Source organism: Candidatus Magnetobacterium casense, assembly GCF_019173545.1.
Taxonomy (GTDB): Bacteria; Nitrospirota; Thermodesulfovibrionia; order Thermodesulfovibrionales; family Magnetobacteriaceae; genus Magnetobacterium; species Magnetobacterium cryptolimnobacter.
Map to the genome: position 1 here is coordinate 1 of NZ_JABXWD010000019.1, position 20,137 is coordinate 20,137.

A 20,137-nucleotide genomic window follows, 5' to 3' on the forward strand; every position below is an offset into this window, starting at 1 on the left:
GAAACGCACAGACAAATTCCGCAGTGAAGTAACAGGACTCGAAGGCAAAAGAATCACATTCAGAATCCGCCAAGACGTCCTCAAAAAAACACCCTACACAATCACCGACAGACTCAAAATATACTACGCCCTGGCCCAAACTCTTGACCTACAACACCCATTCATGCGGTTTATCATCACCCTCGTCGGAGTGAAGAAAAGCACCCAAGAAAAACACACATTCGGAATAAGCACCCCGAATCAAGGCCGCACACCAAGAGACCTCGAAGAACTCTGGAAAGCCCTCGAAGACGAACTCTGGAAATTCTACAACGAAGAAAGCCCAGACTGGGAATACCTCACAGCCACCAGGTTCATCATCAGATACAGCAAAAGAATAGACGACGAAACAGACTGACACTCATGCAACCATTCAAGCAATACCTACCAACCCTCCAGCCACTCACAGAAGACGACGAACTGGCAGACTTCTCAACCTTCGACATAGAAACCGCAGCCTGGACAACCCCCTACATAGTCGGATACTACCACAAACAACACGGATTCAAAACATACACAGGACTCGACTGCATCCACCAATTCATGCAAGACCTGCTCCAAAGACACCACCGAGAAGAAATAATATACGCACACAACGGCGGAAAATTCGACTTCAGCTTCCTACTCCAACAGATGATGAACAAAGACTACAGAAAAAAATACACAGCAGACCTCACACGCACCCAAGGTAGAGTCATAGAACTCAGAATCAACCGCATCGAATGGGCCGACAACGGCCCAGGAAAAAAGAAAACACCAGTATACCACACAATCCTACGATTCAGAGACAGCATGAGCCTGCTCCCCTTTAGCTTAAAAAAACTCACAGACAGCTTCGACGTCGAACACCCAAAAGGAGAAGTAGACCACACAAAAATCACACCAAAAAACTGGCAAGAATACCTGCCAGAAATCATCCCATATCTAAAACACGACTGCCTCGGCCTGCACGAAGTCCTCACTAAATACCAAAATTATTGCTACAACAAATGGCACATCAGCATAAAAGAAGCCATCACCACAGCATCCATGGCGATGAGAATATACCGACGGAACTACCAAAAACTGGCCCTCCCACAATACCTACCATATGAAGACGTCATACGCCTCAGCTACGTCGGGGGCAGAACAGAAATATTCCAACACTACCTCGACACCCCAGGAGGATATTACTACGACGTCAACAGCCTCTACCCAAGCGTCATGCACAACAACCCCTACCCAGTAGGATACCCAGTCAAGACCTACGGCTTTGACATCCATAAGAACTTTGGAATATGCCAAGCCACCATAGACATCCCAAAGACTCTCGACATACCGCCACTGCCATTCAAGCACATCGTCAACAAACAGATGAAACTCACATTCCCAGTAGGCAGGATAAAAGGATGGTTCTGCACCCCAGAACTGCTGATGGCAGAAAAATACGGGTGTAAAGTCGACGTAGACTTCGGCTTGGACTTCCAAAAAGACTACATATTCAAAGGATACGTCGAAGACCTATACGCAATCAAAGAAAAACCCAGAGATAACGTAGAAAAAGTAGTGACAAAGCTCAAATTAAATTCACTCTACGGAAAATACGGACAGCGACGAGAAAAAGAACAATTCATGTTCAATCCAAAAGACATTATAGGCCTCACACCGCTCACACTCGATGACAGCATACCACTCTACAGCAAAAAGGTTCAAAGCAAAAGTAAACACATACTGCCAGCAATCGCCAGTTTCGTCACAAGCTATGCCAGATGCACTCTCTACGAACTCATGCAGGACTCAGACCCATATTACTGCGACACGGACAGCATCATCACCCGCAAGAAACTGCCAATCAGCAAGGCTCTTGGAGACCTTAAACTTGAACACCACATCAAAGAAGGAGTGTTTATCTTGCCCAAAATGTACGCTTTCAGGTGCTACGATGACTGCCCAGACAAAGACCACCTCACCGACGGCTACGACATACTCAAAATCAAGGGGTTTCCAAAGAGCTTTGTCAAGGAAAAGATGACTTTTGAACTTCTTAAACACAGCTTGATGACGGGCAATTTTGACAAGATACACTACAAAGAATTAGGAAAATTCACGACGATATTCGAGAGCTTGCGTCGCAAGCACAAGTTTGTCTCGACCAACGATTTTGAGAGGAGTGTCAAGGCCAGGTATGATAAAAGGGAACTTATCCAGGGGTCTTTCAGGACAAGACCTCTCGACGTGACCTTATAAACCAAACGAAACATTTAAATACTTGCTCGGTATACTCAGTATACGACCCGTTTACGGGCAATAAACAAACGACGAGGTATCAACCATGAACACAAAAAACAAAACGGAAATCAAACGGACAAAGATTAAAACAACCCTTGAGAATGGTAATCCAGTCACTATCGTGATTGATAAATTTTTGACTACGGGTAGAGTACACCTGTGGGTTCATGATGAAAATCAGGACATCATACTACATCGTATTTTCAGTTACGATGGAAAGTATTTGAAAGTGAGGTGACAGAATGAAAACCGACGAATTCAAACTGGGAAGCAAGCCATTCGCTCGCTTCAACATCGCAGGCAACGAAGTAGAAGTCAGACTCGTCGAAAACAAATTCTCGACACATTTCTGCGCCTACACAGAATTGATAGGGTCAAAAGCCCTTTCAGACTCCTTTTTGGGATGCACATTCCGAAAAGACGACTGGGTTGGAGTAGACACAGGACACTCTTTCAACCAAGAACAGAATCTCGCCGAAAGACTCTGTAGCGCCCTCAACCAGATAGAAAGAGTCATAACATCAGCCAAAGAGGTGCTACGATGAGATTCAGTAATGCTATCGAGTGCTACCCACTCGACCTATTCAGTCTGTTATTGCGCTCAAAGAAGCCGCAAAACAGGGAGACAACCACAAAATGAAAGCAACAATAGACGGCATGACAATAGAAGGCACAGCCGAAGAAATGCTGACCCTCATCAAAGTCAGAGGCCGAACACCAAGACCCCTACCCAACCCATCCGAACCCTTACAAGTGGTAGACGAAACACCAAAAGTAAAATACCGCAGACACAAACACTGGAAACCTACCGAAATCCAGGCCCTCAAAGCAGGACTCGACAGACAAGACAGCTTCACCACAATAGCCAGAGGACTATACAGAACCACCCTCGGAGTCAGAAGTAAAGCTTTCAAACTGGGCCTCATAAACGCCCAAGGACAAAGAATAGGACAGGAGGTATGAACAACATGAGACCCAAGAAAATAACGGCCTACGAGTGCTCAGATTGTAGCAGACTGCACGAAAATGAAGGAGATGCTGAAATGTGCTGCCCCAGAGATGATGTAGAACAAAAAGAAGCCTACAAATGCGGAGAATGTGGAGACATCTACGAAGACAGAGACGAAGCCAAGGAGTGCTGCAAATGACACCAAAAAAGATAAGCTACCAAGACCTATCACGACCCCTCAAAGCAGTCGTGATAACGAGCATGATATGGGCCGTCATCTGGACTATGTGGCTCATAGTCACAATAATTACCGCCAGCATATACCTGAACCAATAAAAAAACACCACGACGGAGTGAACACGAAAGAAATAAATAGTCGAGCGTGTTCACTCCATCATCGACGAGGAATCAAAAAAATGGACACAACAAAAAACAAAGACCACTCCGTAGGACTCACAAGAATATACACGGCCGACCTACGCTTCATCAACGAACAATCCAAATACGGAGAAGACAACAAAGCCGTCATCCACAGACTCTTAAAAGAACTCAGAAAAAAAAGAAGGTGAATAAAAAAATGAAAACACCTAAAAAAATCCGAGGCTATGAGACATTCAGCGACGAAAACCCCTACGAAGCACAAATAAAAACAGACCGCAAATGGGCCATCAGAGTATGGTCAGCTGTCTTAATCCTGCTGATTCTCGCCTTCCTCATAGGCATCATCGTAGGACAAGCCGAAGCCTACACACCCAGCATCGCCAGCAAAAGCATCAAACACTACGGCGAATACAAGACCTGGGGAGTAGGCTGGGAGAACCAAGCAGAACTCATCAGTCAATACGAAATAGACAGGGCCCGCCACAACAGCAGCCGAATATGCTACTCAATCGGAGGCCCAACCAGACACGACTACTTCGCAGGCTTTTTTTGCTTCCCTGACGGAATAGTCAAAAACAACCACGGCTACAAAATCCTTGACACCTCATGGCTTAATCAAGAACTCCAGAGCAACAACAAAGCCAGAAGAGAGAACGCCCTACTATGGCAACAACGCCTACTACACCAAATAACAGACAAAGACTCAGACAGCTCTTCGTGAAAGAACGCAGAGGCCCCTGGAACCGCCGACAAGTCTATAAAAGACTCAGGCGCTTGGGACTCACAAGAGACCAAGCTCAGCGTATGCGTGACTGGACAAAAAAACACATCGAACAATTCATAAAAGCGAATACGAAAAAAAATCAGAGTCATACAAGACAGAAGGCACGAAAGCCACAAAAAAGTGAGCGAAGTGCCAGAGGTACAAAAAATGACCCAGACAAACAACAACGCAGCACAACCTGCGAATTTCGGCGACCAAGTCGTCGGCGGAGTAGACCTGCCAAAAATCGACCTTGACCCCTTCATAGGAAGGGACGCAAAGATAGAACTTTGCGAAGAATTCGAGGGAGCCTACGGCCCATACGTCAGGCTGTCAACCGCAGTAGTAGAAAAGATAAAGAAAACAGGCGGAGACGGCATGATAGAACTCAGAGCCAGCAAGGTACTCGGGCTCGTCAGAGTCGAAAAGGACGGCAAGCAGGTCATCGGCTGGGGCAACGAAAGCAAGACAGCAGCTTTCCTAAAAGCCAAAGGCGTGAGCCACTACAGAGAACTCGTAGGAAAGTCTGTCAAGATTCAGACCCAGACAAACAAAGAAGGCCAGACATTCCTGACCTTCTGAAAATCCGCCGATGCGGATGCTGAGAGACCCAGCCTCTGATACCTCATCGTGACTGGGGCTTTCAGCATTTTATCATTCCACAGCATATATCGCAACAAAGGGCCGTCAAGGCGGTTGCCTCCTTTTTCCGTCTTGGCGGCCCCCGCAATCAAAAAAAAGTAATCGGAGAGTGAAAAAAACATGGAAAACGAAAAAACAGAAGCCTGTCTCAAAGAACTCAACGAAGTCCTCGCAAGGCACAAGATGCTTTTATCACCGCAAGTCCTCATCGACAGCGGCGGAGTAAAACTGGCGATGCAATTAGTCTCTCAGACTGACAAGAACCAGGAGAGATTAAAATGAGCATGAAACTGAGACTAAACCCAAAAAGCAACCCTATAGAGATAGACGGCGGGAGCCTCATCCAACAACGCCTGGACGAAGACCAAGAATACATCAAAATGCTAAAAAGACTGACCCAAGACCTGTCAAATGAGTGTGACATACTCCGCCAACTCAGTAAACAGGTGCGTGAAGAAGCCCAAGCATTACGGACAAGTCTTGTCGGAGAACACATACTCTATGCCAGCATCAGAGATATCAAAGACAAAGTCGAACAGATACATAACAAGACCTGCTTAATCGAAGAGCAGGACATGACAAGGTGAAAAAAACATGAGAATCAACGAAATAGCGATAGGCAGAAAATTCAACATAGGAAACTACGAAAGTCTCGAAGTCCGAATCAGTGTGAGCCCAGACGAAGGAGACTTTATCAACGACCCAGACGCCTACAAGAAAGTCATCCAAAAAATAACCACCGAACTGAACACCGAGATAAAAAAATTAGGGGTGAACCTGAAATGACAGAAAAACTTGAAAGACTCGTCCAATTATTCAACACCTGCCTGAAAAAAGGAAACTTCCAGATTCAGTATGAAGAAGACAAATATTTTTGCCCATTCCCTAAATACATGACAAACATATACTGCCCCTACTTCGGAGAAAATGTGTACGTCGAAAGCAAACAAGGAAACTTCAAGACATCTACCTGCGAATTCAATAACAGGATACTGGGCTGAAAGAACCATGAAAAAAGCATACAAAAACACAGAAGGCCTTGACTTCGAGCTGGAATACCGAAAAGCAGAAGAAGCCTACCAAGACCTGTGGCGTGATTATTTAATCGTCACAGGCTGGAACACTGACTTCGCAGAACGATATAATTATTTAGCAGACATCCTGCCAAGTCCTGAAGAGATAGACCTGCTTCTGAAACATCATCTTGAACGTCTTGCTGGAATGAAAGCATTAATCACGGGTGCCCCAGAAGATACTTCAGCATATAGGGCTGACAGGAAACTCACTCTTGACCGCATAGACAAACTCTATAAACTCAAGGTGGCAGCTTCTCTGCTTCAGGACAACCCTATCAAGACAGCCAAACAATTCGTCAAAGCACAATACGCCTACGAGGAATCAAAAAAAGCATACGAAGCTCCTAAAAACGAAGATGATTTTCCTTGGAGCTGGAAGAACATACTATGCTCACTAAAGAAGAACAAGGACTGAACGCCCAGCTAAATAAGCTCAGGTGCTATCAAGAAGAAGTAAAACAAAGAAGCGAAGACCGAGAGATAAAAATACAAAAATATGAAGCCTTGCTGAAAAGCATAGTTGCTAAAAGGCTGCTTTCATACGGCCTCAGCGAATACGTCCTCAATCCTGCTGAATTCAAGGTTTTTGGCAGGAGCAGGATGAGCCGAGTAGAACTTGAAAAACAGGTGAGAAGTGATGTTGAGAAAAAAATGCCATAACTGCCGAGGTAGGGGGATAGTCGCTCCAGGCAAGAAGTGTCTTTATTGCCGAGGAAAGGGCTACCGATTCAGTTTTTATGGTATTGACGAGGTGGCAAAAAGAGAGAGTGATGTGTTGGTGGAATTAGATGAGAATGGGATATGGGTATCTCGTGTGAGGTATTACGACGGGGAGGGAAGACCTATATGACTGCTGAAACAAAACAAGAACGAGAAGAAGACTTGATTGATGTGTTCAGTATAGACCCTGATGATTTAACACACATAGGAAAGAACAGAATAATAAAATACTTGCTGACCGAGCGTTCTCGTCACGAGGCTGAAAGACGTAAATGGATGGATGAGATGCTTGACATTAAGGAAAAGTGTGCTGATGAGTGTTCTCGTCACGAAAAAGAACTGAAGGATATAAAAGTTGAATTGGTCAATCGTTATAAAGAACGATGGGAAAGAGACGATGTGCCAAGCCCTTTCCAGTTTATCAAGATGGCAAAAGAAGCTTTTGACAAGCGTGTTTTTGGTGGTAAGAAGGAGGTTTAAAGATGCGATGTGCGTATTGTCGTATAGGTGTGCTGGAATATGTTTATGCTGATGGACGAGAAGGAGCGTTTTGTAGAGGCTGTGGAAGTATAATTGAAATACTTTCAGAATGTAGTGATAGAGTTAAAATACTTGAGGTTTAAAGATGGTTCAACGGACTATGCGAAAGGAAGAACTACCTCCAAAAAGGCATTCATCTCAGAATGCGGTAGATTCCTCGCAAGTTAGTCCTGCTGAAACAAAACAAGAAGAAACGTTCACCTGTATAGACTGCGGAAAAATAAAACCTAAAAAAGAAATGTCAAAAGCATACTATTTAGTATGCAAAAAATGCGCTGGAGGATAAAAAATGAGAATCCTTATTGCAGCACCGATATGCGAAGGAAAAAACTACAGCATCAACGACTGGCTACACAGCGTCGCCACCATGATGCGAAGAAGACCAAAAGACGTCATAGACTTCTGCTTCGGCCTAAACAACAGCAGCACAGAATACGAAAAAAAACTCTCCAGCATAGAACTATACCCCCACGGAAAAGACAGCAAAAAAAACCCAATAATACTGCGGCTGCCACAGACAGAAAAAGACCACAACATACCCGCAATAGTAGGACGAAGCAGAGAAATGATAAGAGAATACGCAACCAAGATGAATTACGTCTGGATATTATGGCTTGACACAGACACAATACCCCCAATCGACGCCCTGGACGAACTCATCAAGACAGGCAAGCCATTCATCAGCGGAGTCTACTTCTATAAACACACCAAACAAGTCGTAGCGACATGGTGCGTAAACAAAGCCGCCGACCTCTGCACCAACATCCCTATAGAAAGAATCCAAGAAGCCGCCATGAAAGACCCCCCAGCCATATTCCAGATAAAAGCCTGCGGATTCGGCTGCGTCCTAATGCACCACAGCGTGTTCAAAAACATCAAATTCGAGTGGGTGCTCGAAGGCCAAAGCGAAGACATCAGGTACTGCCAGCGGTGCAACGAAGCAGGAATAAAGATATGGTTGCATCCCAGGATGATGTGCCAACACAAAAGCGACACAGACTACACAAAAAAAGGGTGAGTGAATGAAGCATGAAAGACGAACAAAAAGAAAAACTCAAAAGACTCGTCCCAAAAATACTGATGGACGGCCCACTGACAAGCGACGAACTGATGAGAAAACTAAAAGGCCGCTTCACACTGAGACTATCAACCCTGAGAATACTGAAGACAATACAATCAGACAAAGGAATAATTTACGACAAACAGAACAAACAATTCAGCCTAAACCTGAACGGCTCTGCGCTGGACACGGAATTTACCCAGGATGCCTCGGAATACTCCCTCCCGATTCTGCTGGACAGAAAAAGTGGTGCAGCAATCGGTGCAGGATGTTTGTCAACTACAACACAAGAGAATCCTACAGGAAAGTACAGCTCGAAAACAAGCAACGTCTCAAAGACACAGAAAACGCCCAACCAAAAATCGGCCTCAAAAGAGGCCCTAAACCCAAAGACTACCAACGAAGTCAGACTGAAATCGTCAAGCACGTTCCAGAAGAGGTGACAAGATTGACCAAAGAAACAGACCCATCAGCCACCATAGAAGCAGCCAAAAAAATGATGGTTGAAAGCAACGACCCCATGCTCAAATTCGTAGGTAACAACGGAGAACTCATCGTCAACGTAGTCAAAGAATTCTTCAACGGATTCAAGCAAGCAAGCGCCGCCCTACAAACACAGCAATCAACAACACAAAAACAAACACCTACACCGCCTCCATTTTACGGAACGCTTAAGGCCTTAAACTTCAAGTATGACCAAGCCTGGCAATCACAGGCCCGTGCATGGGAAGCATACATCGCTATGAGCCCCCACGGACAAGTAGACATCAGCATCCCCACACCGACCCAGTACAGCGTACAGCCAGGAGCACCAACGCTGGCAGACCAAGCGGGAGCAAAAAACCTTAAAGACCTGGAGCGCCTCAGCCGTGTACTTGATGGACAAAGCCAAGCAAGACCGCCAACAACGGCTACGCCTCAGACGTTTTCTGGGCTTACTGACGAAGAAACAGCCCGTTTAGAAGAATTCAGGAAGAACGGCGGAGACCCCCTCGCCGATAAGATTAAAAAGCCCGCTCCTATCCAAGAGACTGAAGTGGAACTCACTATGGAACAAAACATGGCGCTCATCAGCGAAAAACTCGGCCTGCTGACCAACCTGTTTAATAGTCTTGAAGACGATAAGATAAGGGAGTACGGCAGGAATCCTGACAAAGCCATAGAAGAACTTGATAGGCAGATACAAAAACCTATAGTGGCTTTCATGCTCGGCCCTTATAAACCCGTAATCAAAGAAGTCGGAATCAACGAATTCAAGCAGGCTTTCGAGAAAGACTGCTCAGCCAAGCTCGGCTTGCTGACTGAAGACGAAAAAACCACGTTTCTTGTCAAGCTGGATGCTTGGAGACAACGCCTATGAGTCCTCAACCTCGTTTTTCTGCGGACAAGTTTGATACCTCGTCAACATGAAAAACTGAGGACGGCCCAGAGGAGATTAACCTCGCCTCTGGGCCTCATTCTTCCCAAAATGTTTAAATAGTCAGACCACCATAGACTTCTATATTAGAGGTGATGTTCCTGTGAATGACACAACAAGAAATATTCTCAAGTGGAGCGCCGCTGTTGGAATCGGCTATGGTCTATACAAAGTTTTTGTTGAAGATGATGCTCCTGTTTCTGTTGCTGTGACAAGCCCTGTGCAGACTGCTGTTAAAGTAGTCGAAGCGCCAATCAAAAAAGTTTCTAAACTTATGAAGGGCAGTCCTGAAGCGAAGGCTCACATGGCACTCATGCGTAGCAAGGTCAAACACCACGGAAGAAAAAAGAAGACAGAAAAAAAGTCTAAAAAGAAAACATGGCTATTCAAGAGGACAGACTGACATGGCAACACCCGAAGAGCTAAAAAAAGTAATGACTGACGTAGTCGCCATGCTCAAAAGCGCCCAATTACCAGCAGTCATGGCAAAAGTAGTATTCCCTAAAACCAACAAGCCAATAAGCACCTGGAGCTTAAGCAACCGACTGCTCTGCTGCTTTGACTACCTTCACAGAAAATACCCCTCACAAATGAAACATCTCCCAAGAGAAGACCGCTCAAAATTCATTATGGCACACATAGAAGAAGCCCTGACAGACGCTGACTACAGAGGATTCAAGCAGTGGAAGGACATAGGAAGGCACGTCACTAAAGACGAAAACAGCACAGCATACATACTCGCACCACTGACAAAAAAAGGCGAAAGAAAATACGTCATAATAGACGGAGAAAAACACCACGTCTACTACGACCCTGCTGACAAAAAATACTACAGAGGTTACGGAAAAGACAAGACACTGATAGACAAGTATGAGACCGAACCCTATACTTTCGTCAAAGGATTCAGGCTCATCAGCGTATTCGAGGCCGAACAGACAACAGGCAAGGCTATAGTGAATAAAGAACTTAAGCTGCCTCAGCTACCATTCAAACCAGTCGCTGACTTCCTGGGAATCAAAATAATCCCTAAGTCATTCAGCGGCAACGCCTACGGCAGCTACGACCCTCACAACAAAGTCATTCAATTAGCCACTCCTAATGAGGTGACGTTCTTTCATGAGCTGGCCCATGCTGTAGACGGCTATTTGCTTGAAAAGAGTGGGCGAAGTCTGAAAGGCGGCCAGCACTCTGACCAGAAGATAGTGGCGCAATTCTGCGCTCAAGTCATAGCTCACGTCAGGGGTTATAGGATTGAAGAATCAGCAGCCTACACTAAACACTACATCAAGCACTACTCTGAAGGCGATGACATAGAGGAGGCCATCATCAAGCTCATGGCTCGCTGCGAACAAATAGTAGAATTCATACTGAACTTCAAAGAGGCCAAAAGCCCGAACAGACAGGCAGAAGAAAAGAGTGGCGAACCAAAGATGCCAGCAGATAAACTCGCAGACGATGCTTCAGATGCCAAAAAAAGAAAAATTCACATACTAAAATATGCTTCAAAAAAAGCCGCAGAACGAGGCTATGATGCGCCTGAATCAGGGAAGGTCTATGCTTTGACTGGCGGTAATGATGAAAAAAGCATAGCTGCGGGCAACACCTGGAAGGAAAGCGAAGTAGGAGAAACTATTGAAGAATACACTAAAAGGATGGCAAATAACAAAAGACTCGACGCTGTAGTAGCTAAAACAAAGATAGATAAAAAATATGTCAAGATACAAAAAAGTATAGATTATAATTTAGAACACACTAACACATTTCACGATTTTGAAAAAACATTAATACATATCTGGGGTAAACATTTAGAAGAATACCTTAAAAAAACAGATACAACCTTGGTAAAAATATGGAATAATCAATCAAACTGGAATATAAGATGAAGCCTCTCACTGCTAAAATACTCGCTGTAGCTGCTATCGGAGCAGCACTCGCAGTCGTATACGAATTTATAATCGACCCAAAAATAGTCAAGCCAGCCGAACAAAAGGCTGAAGAAATAATCAACAAATAACAAGGTGAAACCAACATGGCAAACATCCAAGCAGACCCCAGTTTCAACAAACAACAAATAGAAGATATGAAAGAAGCAATCGTCGAAGAAATACAAAGCATGGTCAACCTCTCAACAGCAGGAGCACACGCAGCCATCGCAGCAACAGCTGTCCAGGCAGTCTTTGTTGCCCCAAGAAAATGCACGATAACAAGCATGAAAATGGGAGTCACTACAAGCGTCTCTGCTCATGCTGATAACCACTGGACAATCCAAGTCGTGAACCAAACAGGAGACCTCGACCTGCTCAGCTCAGCATTTTCCACAGACAGCGATGTCGCCACAACAAGCAACGGCAGCCGAGCCTTCACAGCAGACACCATGCTCAGCATCCATAACAACGGAACAAACGAATTCCTGCAAAACAACAATCTGGCTGAGGGTGATATACTCATCCTTACTGCGACGAAAGCAGCCAGCGCAGCGAACCTGACATATCCTGTCATGACAATCAGATATAAGGTGACTGACTGAAAATGCCGTCCGAGCCTCAATTCAGCCGAGAGATGCAAGATGCAATCCGAAGTATCGTCAGAGATGAGCTCAAACAAGAACAAGAACGGCAACTCATGCAACAATCCAAAACGCATGAGCCACAGAAAGTGGCGGCAACTATTAAGAAGACTCCACATAAAAAAGAGAAAAAATCTTGGTTCAAATGAGCATCGACACGAAAAAACAGGTTGACTTTTCCCTTGACCACTTCGGCGAAAAAAGCGTCGTACTCGGAATCACGGGAAGCGGAAAAAGCTACGGCACAAGAGTCCTCATAGAAGAAGGACTCGAACAAGGAGTCAGATTCGTCATCATAGACCCCCAGCTCGCATACGAAAACCTTGCTGGAATGGAATACATCAACGCTGAAGAGATAAGAGACCCTTCAGCCTTGGGCCGCCTTATCGCTATGACGAACAGGAACATCGTCATAAGGATGAAAAAATTAAGCATCATAGAACAAAACAAGTTTCTCAAAGACTTCTTCACGACCTACAAAAAATATCAGCAGAAAGGAATAAAATGCGTTGTGATAGATGAAGCTCATAAATTCATTCCACAATACGAAAGAAGCACAGCCAAAGAGACAATACTTGGGCTCATCCAAGAAAATCGTTCAGACGGCCTCGGTGTCATCATAGTCAGCCAGATGCCTGCCCGTGTAGATAAGGCAGCGATTAAGCAGGCCAGCAACAAGTTTGTAGGTTTCATGGATGAGATGAACGACATAAAAGCCGTCAAAGGATTCCTTGTGGGAAAAGAGGACGAATCAATATTTCGGAAGCTCAAGACAGGAGAATTTTATACCAAGATAAGCGGCGGAGACGCTGCTGGGGTGATGAAATTCCGTAAAGCCAAGACACAACACAGCGGAGACAGCCCGAAAAACTTATTAAGTGAGAACACTCCAGTATTTAACGAGCATCTGAAAACGCTCAAAAAATTCAAGTTAAGAGGTGAATCACACATGGCAGATGGCATAGTTTCTGAAACCTTGCCCAGCAAGGCAACAACGATGCACCTGGTCGGCCTCGGAGTGAAGATAAGTCTCGGAATGGGAGTAGCAGCTCTCGCAAGCAACCTCGTCGGAAGGGTTGTCCCGAACTTCAAACTCGGCCCAATCAGCTCAAGAAGCATCGTAGGTGCAGGCACAACGATAGTCCTGTATCTCGGACACAGGCTCGCAGCATCCAAGAACTTCGACAAGGTCGCCGACGTTCTCAAGTATGCGGCAGCAGGAAGCGCAGCTTTCACACTCGGCAGCATAGTCGTAGACGTGATGGCAGCGACAGGCATCAGCAACAGGCTGCTCGGAACAGCCGTACAGATGTCAACAGGTGTTGCGCCTGCTCAGGAAGAAGCAAATGCTCCTGACCTGAACACGGCCTTCGATTGATAAACCAAGAGGTGAACTACAAATGAAACAAGTCGATAGCACAGGACTGGTCAAGTCCCCGTTCACGATTTCCAGCACCACAACAGGTGTGACCTTTGTGGCTGCGGATTTCGCAACATCGTCCAGCTGGACGACAATCTTGACGTATGCGGTTCCCCTGGGAGTCGCCGTTGAGATAACCCCAGTGAACTGGCACTTCGGATACTATTATTGCACCGACACAACGACTGCAATAACAGCAGGCCAGACGAAGATAGAGAAGCAGAACGCCAACGGCACTGAATCCAGAGAACTCTGGAGCGGTCCGAACAAGATATTCAAGGACATCGGCGACGTCAGACAGAGGCCGAACCTCAGAGTCCCTGTGATTCTGAACGCCTCAGAAAAGCTCGTCGTCTCCGTGAAGAGCCTCGGAACGACCTTCGACGTGGGCGTGAGCGACTACTTCATAGAAGCGATGCAGTACTACGAACAGGTCTGAAAACGACCTGATTTTTTCAATTTTTTTCTCTTTTTCTTTCGTTTTTTTCCAAAACATTTAAATACTCAAAAGACCATAGTATCCTCATCAAGTCCCTTGCTGGGGATTAAGAGGTGAATTTTAAGATGGCCTTGTCCACTATTGTTAAACGTGCAACAAAAAGCTTATCTTCTTTCGGCGGTGACTCAAGAGTCATCAAAACAACGACTTCTCTCGGAGGAAAAGCCAAGTCAGCACTTGAAGCTCTCACAGGACGCACAAAAGTAGTCAGCCGAACAGCGGCAGGAGTCGCAGACACATCAGCTGACGCAGCTAAATCCAGAAAAATTCTTGGGACGCCTGTTAACAAAGAAGGGCTTGGAATAAAAAGCGCTGCTGCCAAAGCAGTCAAAGGCGCTGGGTACGGCGCTATGGTCGTAATTCCCTTGGCAGCTGGCGGTTACGGAGTCGCTAAACTCGGTGAAGGAGTAGGAAAAGTACGAGAAGGAATTTTTGGTCCAAGCGCCGAAGATATAGAATTACAAAGACTCACAATTATAGAACGCATTATAGAAAAAGGGTACAATCCTGCTGATTTCGGTTGGAATGACCAAAATAAATCGTCTGGAAAAGACGGCACTGACAGCCCAATAATCATCATGCCTTCAGAACAACCCACATCAGCAAAATCAAAACAAAGTGTCGCTGAGAGCGCCACTCAAGTCATTCTCGTCGGTGGTGCAGTGGCACTGGCTCTCATGGTCGGCAGCCACTTCTTAAAAAAGAAAAAATGAGGGGTGAAGTGTCATGAATAAAGTTATAGGACTCATGGCAATCGCCACAGCAATCGGACTATTCGCACTTTCCAGAAGAAATCAAAAGCCGAAGAACGTCATAGACCCAACGATAAACACATATCAAGACAGAGAACAATACATCCCTCAGCAAAAAAGTGACGTCCTCGACCCTATGAGCATGAACGCCACCAACATCCCTATCATTAACAGCACTCCAGTAAACATCGAACAAGGAGCCCCAGTATCTCTGTATAAATCTCCGAGGTTATCTTGAAAATGGCTGGCACAATAAGCTCGCTTAAAAAAAGCGGAAGCATCATAGGACCTGCCGCAATAATAGCTGGAGTAGGATTCATCGCATACGCCGCCTATAAAGCGCTTGGTGGAGGGCGCTCAGATAACAGCTCAGCAGCAGGACAATTCACTATGGGCGGAGAAGACCCTGATGAGTACAAAGGACTTTACGCAGGACAAGACCCAATAGGATACCCAGAAAACAAAGGAGACTTATTCAGAGAAAACAAAGAACCTCAGCTCGCCGCAGAAGTAGACGCCTTAAAACAGACCGAAGCAGGCACGGGCAGCAACAGCGAAACATTATATGACCCTCATGACAACCCAATCCCATCATCCACTGAAGGTTTTGATATAAGCACCCAAACGTTATATCCTACTCCTCAAGAACGCCAACAAGCAGACTTCTTAAGCCAACACCCAGTAGCTGGGTGGAGCCTGGTAGGTGCAAGTCTCATACCTTCATATTTTAGCCGTGCAGGAACACGGGTAGGCGTCAGATTCGCAGAAAGCATCGCTCCAGACCTTGCTGCCAAGCGTGGTATTTCATCAGCGACTGAAGCAGCAATACAATCAAAAAGTCTCGACAAACAAGCTATGAGCTTCCTTGACCGCCAAGTCATGAAAAGCGCTGAAAAAAACTTGGGAGAAGAAGCTGCTCAAGCTGGAATAAAAGTGGCTGCTAAAAAAGGTCTCGTAACAGGAGCAAAAATAGGCATCAAAAGCATCCCCTTAATCGGCCTTGGAGCAGGAATAGCCATAGACAAGGCCAGTGGCATCGGAACGGCCCAAGCAATCACAAGAAACGTTGTGGGAGACGTCGTGGGAGGCTTCACTGGCGCTGTAGGTGCTCTTGGAGGCCCTGTAGGAAGCTTCGGAGGAGCTGTGGGCGGTCAGATAGGTGGTGAACAATTCACAGACTACCTATTTAAAAAGGGTGGGGGTATGATGCCAGCTAAACCCTTGACAGCAGCAGAAAAGCAAGGCTTGGCAGCCGCCAATCCTAAACTTGGCAGCAACGGCCTCTTCGGATTCAGCGGCAACGAAGCAATAATGGGTGGTATATTCAGACCAAGCAACCAACCCACCGCAAACGCCAAAAACAGAGAATCAGCAGCCAGCGTCTTGGCTCAAGCAAACGCTTGGAGAGCTGCACAATCAGCAGGGCCTCAAAGTCCTTCACAATTCCAACAAGCAGCCAGCTTGGATGCCGCAAACAGGGCGGCTGTCGCTGGAGCAGTCCGAAACACAACTCCTGGCAGGGCAACAATCACCCAGAATGCAATCGTAGGCCCTACAGGTAATATGTACACTCTCAAGCCAGGAACCACGAACCAATACGCTTATTCAGCTGGCCCGACAACCCCCGTTCTCGGAGCAAGCGCAGGAAGCAGCGGTGCTGCACAAGCAGCCAGGACAACGGCCCAAAAAGCAGAAACAGCCGCCGCCATCACAAAAGCCACAACAGGCCCAAAAGTCAGCGCAGTCGGAAAATACAAAGCAGTCAAGACGGCTCCAAAGACCAAAAAGAAATAGAGGTAGTCCAACATGATTTCAGGAGACAGAACCAAATACATGAACAGGAGAGACACTCTGGTCGAGCAAGTCATCCGCAGAAGCGTAACAATCGCCAACGGCGCTGAAGGGGTCGTCAGCATAAGTATACCTACTGATGTCAACGTCTTCCTGAAAGGGGTGGGCTGGGACTATTACGGCAGCGCAACATATAAACTTCTTGACTCTCACAGACAACTTCATTCAGGAAGCAACCAACTCGGAAGCGTCGGCCTTCCTCAGCAGTGGAGCATCCCGTTCTATGTCAGAGGCACACTCAGCCTTTACATAACGAACAATACTGGAGCAAGCCAAGACTACACAGCAGTCTTCATACTTCACACAGACAGCTTGCTTGACATAGCATCACAAGGAGGAGCTTGCGCTCTGTCGACTATGCCAGCATCAGGTGTGGTCACTGACGTGCAACTTTATGGTTTTGCTGGGACTACGAGCACAAGCCTCAAATGTGATAGCTCTGGTTACTTGATGGTGGCCCTGACGACTACGCCGACTATAGACATCGGTGACGTCGCAGTGATGGGTGTGGTGAGCGGCACTGACACGAAAGTGGGGGCCGTGACTATTTCAAGCGTGACGTCGCTGAACGTGAACATCCAGGCGGAAGGCGGCGCAGCCATGTCTGCCACGAATCCGTTGTGGACTGAACTCACTGACGGCAGCGCCGCAATCAGCTCCTCAAATCCGTTGGACGTACAAATCACTGACGGCACAACAGGAGCAACAATCACAGCAGGACTCACGGCCCTCAAAGTAGACTTAGTCGGTGAAGGTGGCGCTGCTATCGCAGCAGCGAACCCCGTCTTTACTGAATTGACTGACGGCACAAACGCTATATCAGCAACGAATCCGCTGCCCACTCGCAACATAGCAACAGGAACTCTGCTGTGCGGCACAGCAGCCACGACTTCAGATACTGCTGTGGCTCTCGGAAGCACGACAGCCTGCCGAAAACTGACAATCCAAGCAGACTACGCAAACACAACACTCATGTATGTAGGAAACGCAACATCACAGCTGATGGTCCTTTATGCTGGAGATTCGATAGACATCGAAGTAGATGATATAAGCAAGGTCTATATCAAACGCACAACGGGCGGCGCAAACGTCACAGCAAACTATGTAGGTGGATGAATCATGGTCATCTCACGAAGCCGACTGATAAAAACAAGGTATGCTGGCAGCGCCTGCACAGGCAGCAGTGGCGACCCGAACAGGACGCTCACAGCCTCTCGGCCATTACTCAGTGATAGTCTGATATACGTCAATAGAGCCATGATGCACCCTACTGATGATTATACATTAAGCGGGGCCGTCATAACTTTCCTCAACCCGATAGATGACACGGATGCTATAGTGGTGATGACATGACACGAAACAAAATTGTGATACCTGTCATATTCTTCTTGCTTCTGACAAGTATAGTCGTCGCTATAGACTTTAATCCTATGGGCAACGTGAATCTCAAAAACAGGTACTCTGTCATTAATGGGGTGTGGGTGAATTCAACATATGGAACGTTCACTAATATGACGATAGGAACACTCTTCTCTTCTTTACCTTGGGTGAACGTGACTGGGCGGCCTACACACTTAAGCAATTTTACGGATGACCTTGGAAATAGAGGATACACTCACTTAAGCAATTTTACGGATGACTTGAATACTTCAGCGTACTCTACGAACTATTCGACATACTCTAATTATTCATCATTCTCGAATAGCAGTGATTATTGGGATAACCTCGGCAGTCCAAGTGACATCACTACGCTCGGAACTCTCAGCAGTCTTGATGTAAATGGAGCTGCGGACATCTCAGGAACACTAACGCTACACAACAATCTTGACATGAGTACTACAAATATCACAGCAGCAGACTACATCACCGCTAATTATTTTAGTGGCGACGGCAGCCTACTCACAGCCTTATCTGTGGTGTGGACTTCAGTCACAGGAAGACCAACACACCTATCAAACTTCACAAATGACCTTTCAAGCATGAACAATAACATAAACATGAATGGAAACAACATATCAAACACGAACTACTTGACTGCAAACTATTTTTCTGGCGATGGCAGTCTCTTGACAGGAATAGTCGCTCTGTGGACTTCAATCACGGGACGGCCCACTCACCTGAGCAACTTCACCGATGACCTTGGCAACAGAGGCTATTCTGCTCTCTCAAATTTCACAAACGACATAAATATAGGAAACTGGACTGCTGACAAGGGTAATTATTATACATCAAGTGTGGTTGATACTCTTGGAAATTGGAGCGCTGACAAGAGCAGTTATGCTACTACAGCCTCTTTGTCATCTGTAGGTAACTGGTCTGCTGATAAAGGTAATTATTATAATTCATCACAGACTGACAGCCAGATACAAGCAGCCAATACGTCTATGAAAGACTACGTTGACGCAATCAATTATACGTCGGTGGGTGTGAATCATTCCAACAGCACAGACTATTGGGATAGCTTAAACACTCCTGCTGACATCACAACCTTGGGAGCAATACAGCACTCAGGTAATGTTGACATGAATGGCAATAACATCACGAATGTCGACTGGTTGTTTGTTCATAATGTGTCAGGTTATTCTCCAATAACAATAAATAGCAATCTTGAGATGGGCAGCAATAATGTCACAGCGTCTAAATTCATAGGTGGAGGAGCTTTATTGACTGACATCGTAGCTGCTTGGGGTTCTATCACTGGCAGGCCGTCATCATTAAGCGAATTCGAGAATGACCTTGGCATAGGGAATTGGTCAGCTGATAAAAGTGGTTACGCCACCACAGGTTCTGTGACTGCTGTGAGCGACAAGGTTGATTCTGTAGGTAACTGGACTGCTGATAAGTCTGGTTATGCCACTACAGGTTCTGTGACTGCTGTGAGCGACAAGGTTGATTCTGTAGGTAACTGGACTGCTGATAAGCCAAGTTATGTGACTGCGAGCGCTCTTGTGTGGACGAACATATCGAACAGGCCTACTGACTTGACGAATTTCACGAATACTCCTGGCTACATAACAGCGGCGAATGTCAGCGTGAACGGCCTTGCTATGGACAAATATACTTATACAAACAACACAGCTATGACTTCGGCTTGGAATGGTCATGACTTATATGAGAGAAACTTCACTTTGACGCCGAGAAACACGACAGCAAACTATGTTTATTTGATAACCTATGATATGTGGGTGAGCACC

30 protein-coding genes are annotated in these 20,137 nt (G+C 46.0%); all 30 read left to right on the forward strand.

The features are described 5' to 3' along the window. Positions 1-397 (forward strand): hypothetical protein (locus HWQ67_RS01950; protein WP_218250957.1); only part of this gene is annotated, 397 nt, incomplete at its 5' end. 5 nt (positions 398-402) lie between these two features. Beyond that, a complete protein-coding gene (locus tag HWQ67_RS01955) occupies positions 403-2,265 on the forward strand; it encodes a DNA polymerase (protein WP_218250958.1) in 1,863 nt (620 codons plus the stop codon). Between the two features lie 284 nt (positions 2,266-2,549). Next, positions 2,550-2,852, forward strand: a complete 303-nt coding sequence (locus HWQ67_RS01960) for a hypothetical protein (RefSeq protein WP_218250959.1) — start codon at positions 2,550-2,552, stop codon at positions 2,850-2,852. A gap of 91 nt (positions 2,853-2,943) precedes the next feature. Continuing rightward, positions 2,944-3,270 (forward strand): hypothetical protein, encoded by a 327-nt coding sequence (locus HWQ67_RS01965; protein WP_218250960.1) that lies wholly within the window; start codon positions 2,944-2,946, stop codon positions 3,268-3,270. Next, a complete protein-coding gene (locus HWQ67_RS01970; RefSeq protein ID WP_218250961.1) occupies positions 3,267-3,455 on the forward strand; it encodes a hypothetical protein in 189 nt (62 codons plus the stop codon). Before HWQ67_RS01965 ends, HWQ67_RS01970 begins: the two co-directional genes overlap by 4 nt. 217 nt (positions 3,456-3,672) lie before the next feature. Continuing rightward, the gene (locus HWQ67_RS01975; RefSeq protein WP_218250962.1) at positions 3,673-3,825 is read left to right on the forward strand and encodes a hypothetical protein; all 153 of its coding nucleotides are present in this window, start codon (positions 3,673-3,675) and stop codon (positions 3,823-3,825) included. A gap of 8 nt (positions 3,826-3,833) precedes the next feature. Continuing rightward, positions 3,834-4,358, forward strand: a complete 525-nt coding sequence (locus HWQ67_RS01980) for a hypothetical protein (protein ID WP_218250963.1) — start codon at positions 3,834-3,836, stop codon at positions 4,356-4,358. A 183-nt stretch (positions 4,359-4,541) separates the two neighbouring features. Continuing rightward, a complete protein-coding gene (locus HWQ67_RS01985; protein WP_218250964.1) occupies positions 4,542-4,982 on the forward strand; it encodes a hypothetical protein in 441 nt (146 codons plus the stop codon). Between the two features lie 180 nt (positions 4,983-5,162). Then, entirely contained in the window at positions 5,163-5,324 is a 162-nt protein-coding gene (locus HWQ67_RS01990) for a hypothetical protein (protein WP_218250965.1), read from the forward strand. Continuing rightward, positions 5,321-5,629, forward strand: a complete 309-nt coding sequence (locus HWQ67_RS01995; protein WP_218250966.1) for a hypothetical protein — start codon at positions 5,321-5,323, stop codon at positions 5,627-5,629. The genes HWQ67_RS01990 and HWQ67_RS01995 overlap by 4 nt, the downstream gene beginning before the upstream one ends. 7 nt (positions 5,630-5,636) lie before the next feature. Then, positions 5,637-5,828 carry a hypothetical protein gene (locus HWQ67_RS02000; RefSeq protein WP_218250967.1) on the forward strand — a complete coding sequence of 64 codons (192 nt, stop codon included), beginning with the start codon at positions 5,637-5,639 and terminating at the stop codon, positions 5,826-5,828. Continuing rightward, a complete protein-coding gene (locus HWQ67_RS02005; RefSeq protein ID WP_218250968.1) occupies positions 5,825-6,043 on the forward strand; it encodes a hypothetical protein in 219 nt (72 codons plus the stop codon). The genes HWQ67_RS02000 and HWQ67_RS02005 overlap by 4 nt, the downstream gene beginning before the upstream one ends. A 7-nt stretch (positions 6,044-6,050) precedes the next feature. After that, positions 6,051-6,533, forward strand: coding sequence for a hypothetical protein (locus HWQ67_RS02010; protein ID WP_218250969.1), 483 nt, complete (start codon positions 6,051-6,053; stop codon positions 6,531-6,533). Beyond that, a complete protein-coding gene (locus HWQ67_RS02015; RefSeq protein ID WP_218250970.1) occupies positions 6,506-6,778 on the forward strand; it encodes a hypothetical protein in 273 nt (90 codons plus the stop codon). The genes HWQ67_RS02010 and HWQ67_RS02015 overlap by 28 nt, the downstream gene beginning before the upstream one ends. A 186-nt stretch (positions 6,779-6,964) precedes the next feature. Continuing rightward, on the forward strand, positions 6,965-7,318 hold the full coding sequence (locus tag HWQ67_RS02020; protein ID WP_218250971.1) for a hypothetical protein: 354 nt from the start codon (positions 6,965-6,967) through the stop codon (positions 7,316-7,318). Positions 7,319-7,478: 160 nt separating this feature from the next. Further along, positions 7,479-7,664: a hypothetical protein gene (locus HWQ67_RS02025; protein WP_218250972.1), complete on the forward strand. Its 186-nt coding sequence runs from the start codon at positions 7,479-7,481 to the stop codon at positions 7,662-7,664. A gap of 3 nt (positions 7,665-7,667) precedes the next feature. Further along, positions 7,668-8,396, forward strand: a complete 729-nt coding sequence (locus HWQ67_RS02030; RefSeq protein WP_218250973.1) for a hypothetical protein — start codon at positions 7,668-7,670, stop codon at positions 8,394-8,396. A gap of 11 nt (positions 8,397-8,407) precedes the next feature. Next, positions 8,408-8,881, forward strand: a complete 474-nt coding sequence (locus HWQ67_RS02035; protein ID WP_218250974.1) for a hypothetical protein — start codon at positions 8,408-8,410, stop codon at positions 8,879-8,881. Positions 8,882-8,886: 5 nt separating this feature from the next. Beyond that, positions 8,887-9,798 (forward strand): hypothetical protein, encoded by a 912-nt coding sequence (locus HWQ67_RS02040; RefSeq protein WP_218250975.1) that lies wholly within the window; start codon positions 8,887-8,889, stop codon positions 9,796-9,798. A 160-nt stretch (positions 9,799-9,958) separates the two neighbouring features. Beyond that, complete coding sequence (locus HWQ67_RS02045; protein ID WP_218250976.1) at positions 9,959-10,258, forward strand: hypothetical protein; 300 nt, start codon at positions 9,959-9,961, stop codon at positions 10,256-10,258. Between the two features lies 1 nt (position 10,259). After that, positions 10,260-11,738: a hypothetical protein gene (locus HWQ67_RS02050; RefSeq protein WP_218250977.1), complete on the forward strand. Its 1,479-nt coding sequence runs from the start codon at positions 10,260-10,262 to the stop codon at positions 11,736-11,738. Positions 11,739-11,884: 146 nt separating this feature from the next. Next, positions 11,885-12,382, forward strand: coding sequence for a hypothetical protein (locus tag HWQ67_RS02055; RefSeq protein WP_218250978.1), 498 nt, complete (start codon positions 11,885-11,887; stop codon positions 12,380-12,382). A 184-nt stretch (positions 12,383-12,566) separates the two neighbouring features. Then, a complete protein-coding gene (locus HWQ67_RS02060; protein ID WP_218250979.1) occupies positions 12,567-13,799 on the forward strand; it encodes an ATP-binding protein in 1,233 nt (410 codons plus the stop codon). A 22-nt stretch (positions 13,800-13,821) separates the two neighbouring features. Continuing rightward, positions 13,822-14,280: a hypothetical protein gene (locus tag HWQ67_RS02065; RefSeq protein ID WP_218250980.1), complete on the forward strand. Its 459-nt coding sequence runs from the start codon at positions 13,822-13,824 to the stop codon at positions 14,278-14,280. Between the two features lie 113 nt (positions 14,281-14,393). Further along, the gene (locus HWQ67_RS02070) at positions 14,394-15,053 is read left to right on the forward strand and encodes a hypothetical protein (protein ID WP_218250981.1); all 660 of its coding nucleotides are present in this window, start codon (positions 14,394-14,396) and stop codon (positions 15,051-15,053) included. Between the two features lie 13 nt (positions 15,054-15,066). Then, positions 15,067-15,330 (forward strand): hypothetical protein, encoded by a 264-nt coding sequence (locus HWQ67_RS02075; protein ID WP_218250982.1) that lies wholly within the window; start codon positions 15,067-15,069, stop codon positions 15,328-15,330. Positions 15,331-15,332: 2 nt separating this feature from the next. Then, positions 15,333-16,886 carry a hypothetical protein gene (locus HWQ67_RS02080; protein ID WP_218250983.1) on the forward strand — a complete coding sequence of 518 codons (1,554 nt, stop codon included), beginning with the start codon at positions 15,333-15,335 and terminating at the stop codon, positions 16,884-16,886. 39 nt (positions 16,887-16,925) lie between these two features. Next, positions 16,926-18,059: a hypothetical protein gene (locus HWQ67_RS02085; protein ID WP_218250984.1), complete on the forward strand. Its 1,134-nt coding sequence runs from the start codon at positions 16,926-16,928 to the stop codon at positions 18,057-18,059. 3 nt (positions 18,060-18,062) lie between these two features. Then, a complete protein-coding gene (locus HWQ67_RS02090; protein WP_218250985.1) occupies positions 18,063-18,296 on the forward strand; it encodes a hypothetical protein in 234 nt (77 codons plus the stop codon). Further along, positions 18,293-20,137: hypothetical protein (locus HWQ67_RS02095; RefSeq protein WP_218250986.1), on the forward strand; the 1,845-nt coding region annotated here is incomplete at its 3' end. The genes HWQ67_RS02090 and HWQ67_RS02095, both read left to right, overlap by 4 nt.

Coding starts and splice junctions, on each gene's coding strand:
- HWQ67_RS01955 (WP_218250958.1), top strand. CDS start 403: ATGCAACCATTCAAGCAATACCTACCAACCCTCCAGCCACTCACAGAA.
- HWQ67_RS01960 (WP_218250959.1), top strand. CDS start 2,550: ATGAAAACCGACGAATTCAAACTGGGAAGCAAGCCATTCGCTCGCTTC.
- HWQ67_RS01965 (WP_218250960.1), top strand. CDS start 2,944: ATGAAAGCAACAATAGACGGCATGACAATAGAAGGCACAGCCGAAGAA.
- HWQ67_RS01970 (WP_218250961.1), top strand. CDS start 3,267: ATGAACAACATGAGACCCAAGAAAATAACGGCCTACGAGTGCTCAGAT.
- HWQ67_RS01975 (WP_218250962.1), top strand. CDS start 3,673: ATGGACACAACAAAAAACAAAGACCACTCCGTAGGACTCACAAGAATA.
- HWQ67_RS01980 (WP_218250963.1), top strand. CDS start 3,834: ATGAAAACACCTAAAAAAATCCGAGGCTATGAGACATTCAGCGACGAA.
- HWQ67_RS01990 (WP_218250965.1), top strand. CDS start 5,163: ATGGAAAACGAAAAAACAGAAGCCTGTCTCAAAGAACTCAACGAAGTC.
- HWQ67_RS01995 (WP_218250966.1), top strand. CDS start 5,321: ATGAGCATGAAACTGAGACTAAACCCAAAAAGCAACCCTATAGAGATA.
- HWQ67_RS02000 (WP_218250967.1), top strand. CDS start 5,637: ATGAGAATCAACGAAATAGCGATAGGCAGAAAATTCAACATAGGAAAC.
- HWQ67_RS02005 (WP_218250968.1), top strand. CDS start 5,825: ATGACAGAAAAACTTGAAAGACTCGTCCAATTATTCAACACCTGCCTG.
- HWQ67_RS02010 (WP_218250969.1), top strand. CDS start 6,051: ATGAAAAAAGCATACAAAAACACAGAAGGCCTTGACTTCGAGCTGGAA.
- HWQ67_RS02015 (WP_218250970.1), top strand. CDS start 6,506: ATGCTCACTAAAGAAGAACAAGGACTGAACGCCCAGCTAAATAAGCTC.
- HWQ67_RS02020 (WP_218250971.1), top strand. CDS start 6,965: ATGACTGCTGAAACAAAACAAGAACGAGAAGAAGACTTGATTGATGTG.
- HWQ67_RS02025 (WP_218250972.1), top strand. CDS start 7,479: ATGCGAAAGGAAGAACTACCTCCAAAAAGGCATTCATCTCAGAATGCG.
- HWQ67_RS02030 (WP_218250973.1), top strand. CDS start 7,668: ATGAGAATCCTTATTGCAGCACCGATATGCGAAGGAAAAAACTACAGC.
- HWQ67_RS02035 (WP_218250974.1), top strand. CDS start 8,408: ATGAAAGACGAACAAAAAGAAAAACTCAAAAGACTCGTCCCAAAAATA.
- HWQ67_RS02050 (WP_218250977.1), top strand. CDS start 10,260: ATGGCAACACCCGAAGAGCTAAAAAAAGTAATGACTGACGTAGTCGCC.
- HWQ67_RS02055 (WP_218250978.1), top strand. CDS start 11,885: ATGGCAAACATCCAAGCAGACCCCAGTTTCAACAAACAACAAATAGAA.
- HWQ67_RS02060 (WP_218250979.1), top strand. CDS start 12,567: ATGAGCATCGACACGAAAAAACAGGTTGACTTTTCCCTTGACCACTTC.
- HWQ67_RS02065 (WP_218250980.1), top strand. CDS start 13,822: ATGAAACAAGTCGATAGCACAGGACTGGTCAAGTCCCCGTTCACGATT.
- HWQ67_RS02075 (WP_218250982.1), top strand. CDS start 15,067: ATGAATAAAGTTATAGGACTCATGGCAATCGCCACAGCAATCGGACTA.
- HWQ67_RS02080 (WP_218250983.1), top strand. CDS start 15,333: ATGGCTGGCACAATAAGCTCGCTTAAAAAAAGCGGAAGCATCATAGGA.
- HWQ67_RS02085 (WP_218250984.1), top strand. CDS start 16,926: ATGAACAGGAGAGACACTCTGGTCGAGCAAGTCATCCGCAGAAGCGTA.
- HWQ67_RS02090 (WP_218250985.1), top strand. CDS start 18,063: ATGGTCATCTCACGAAGCCGACTGATAAAAACAAGGTATGCTGGCAGC.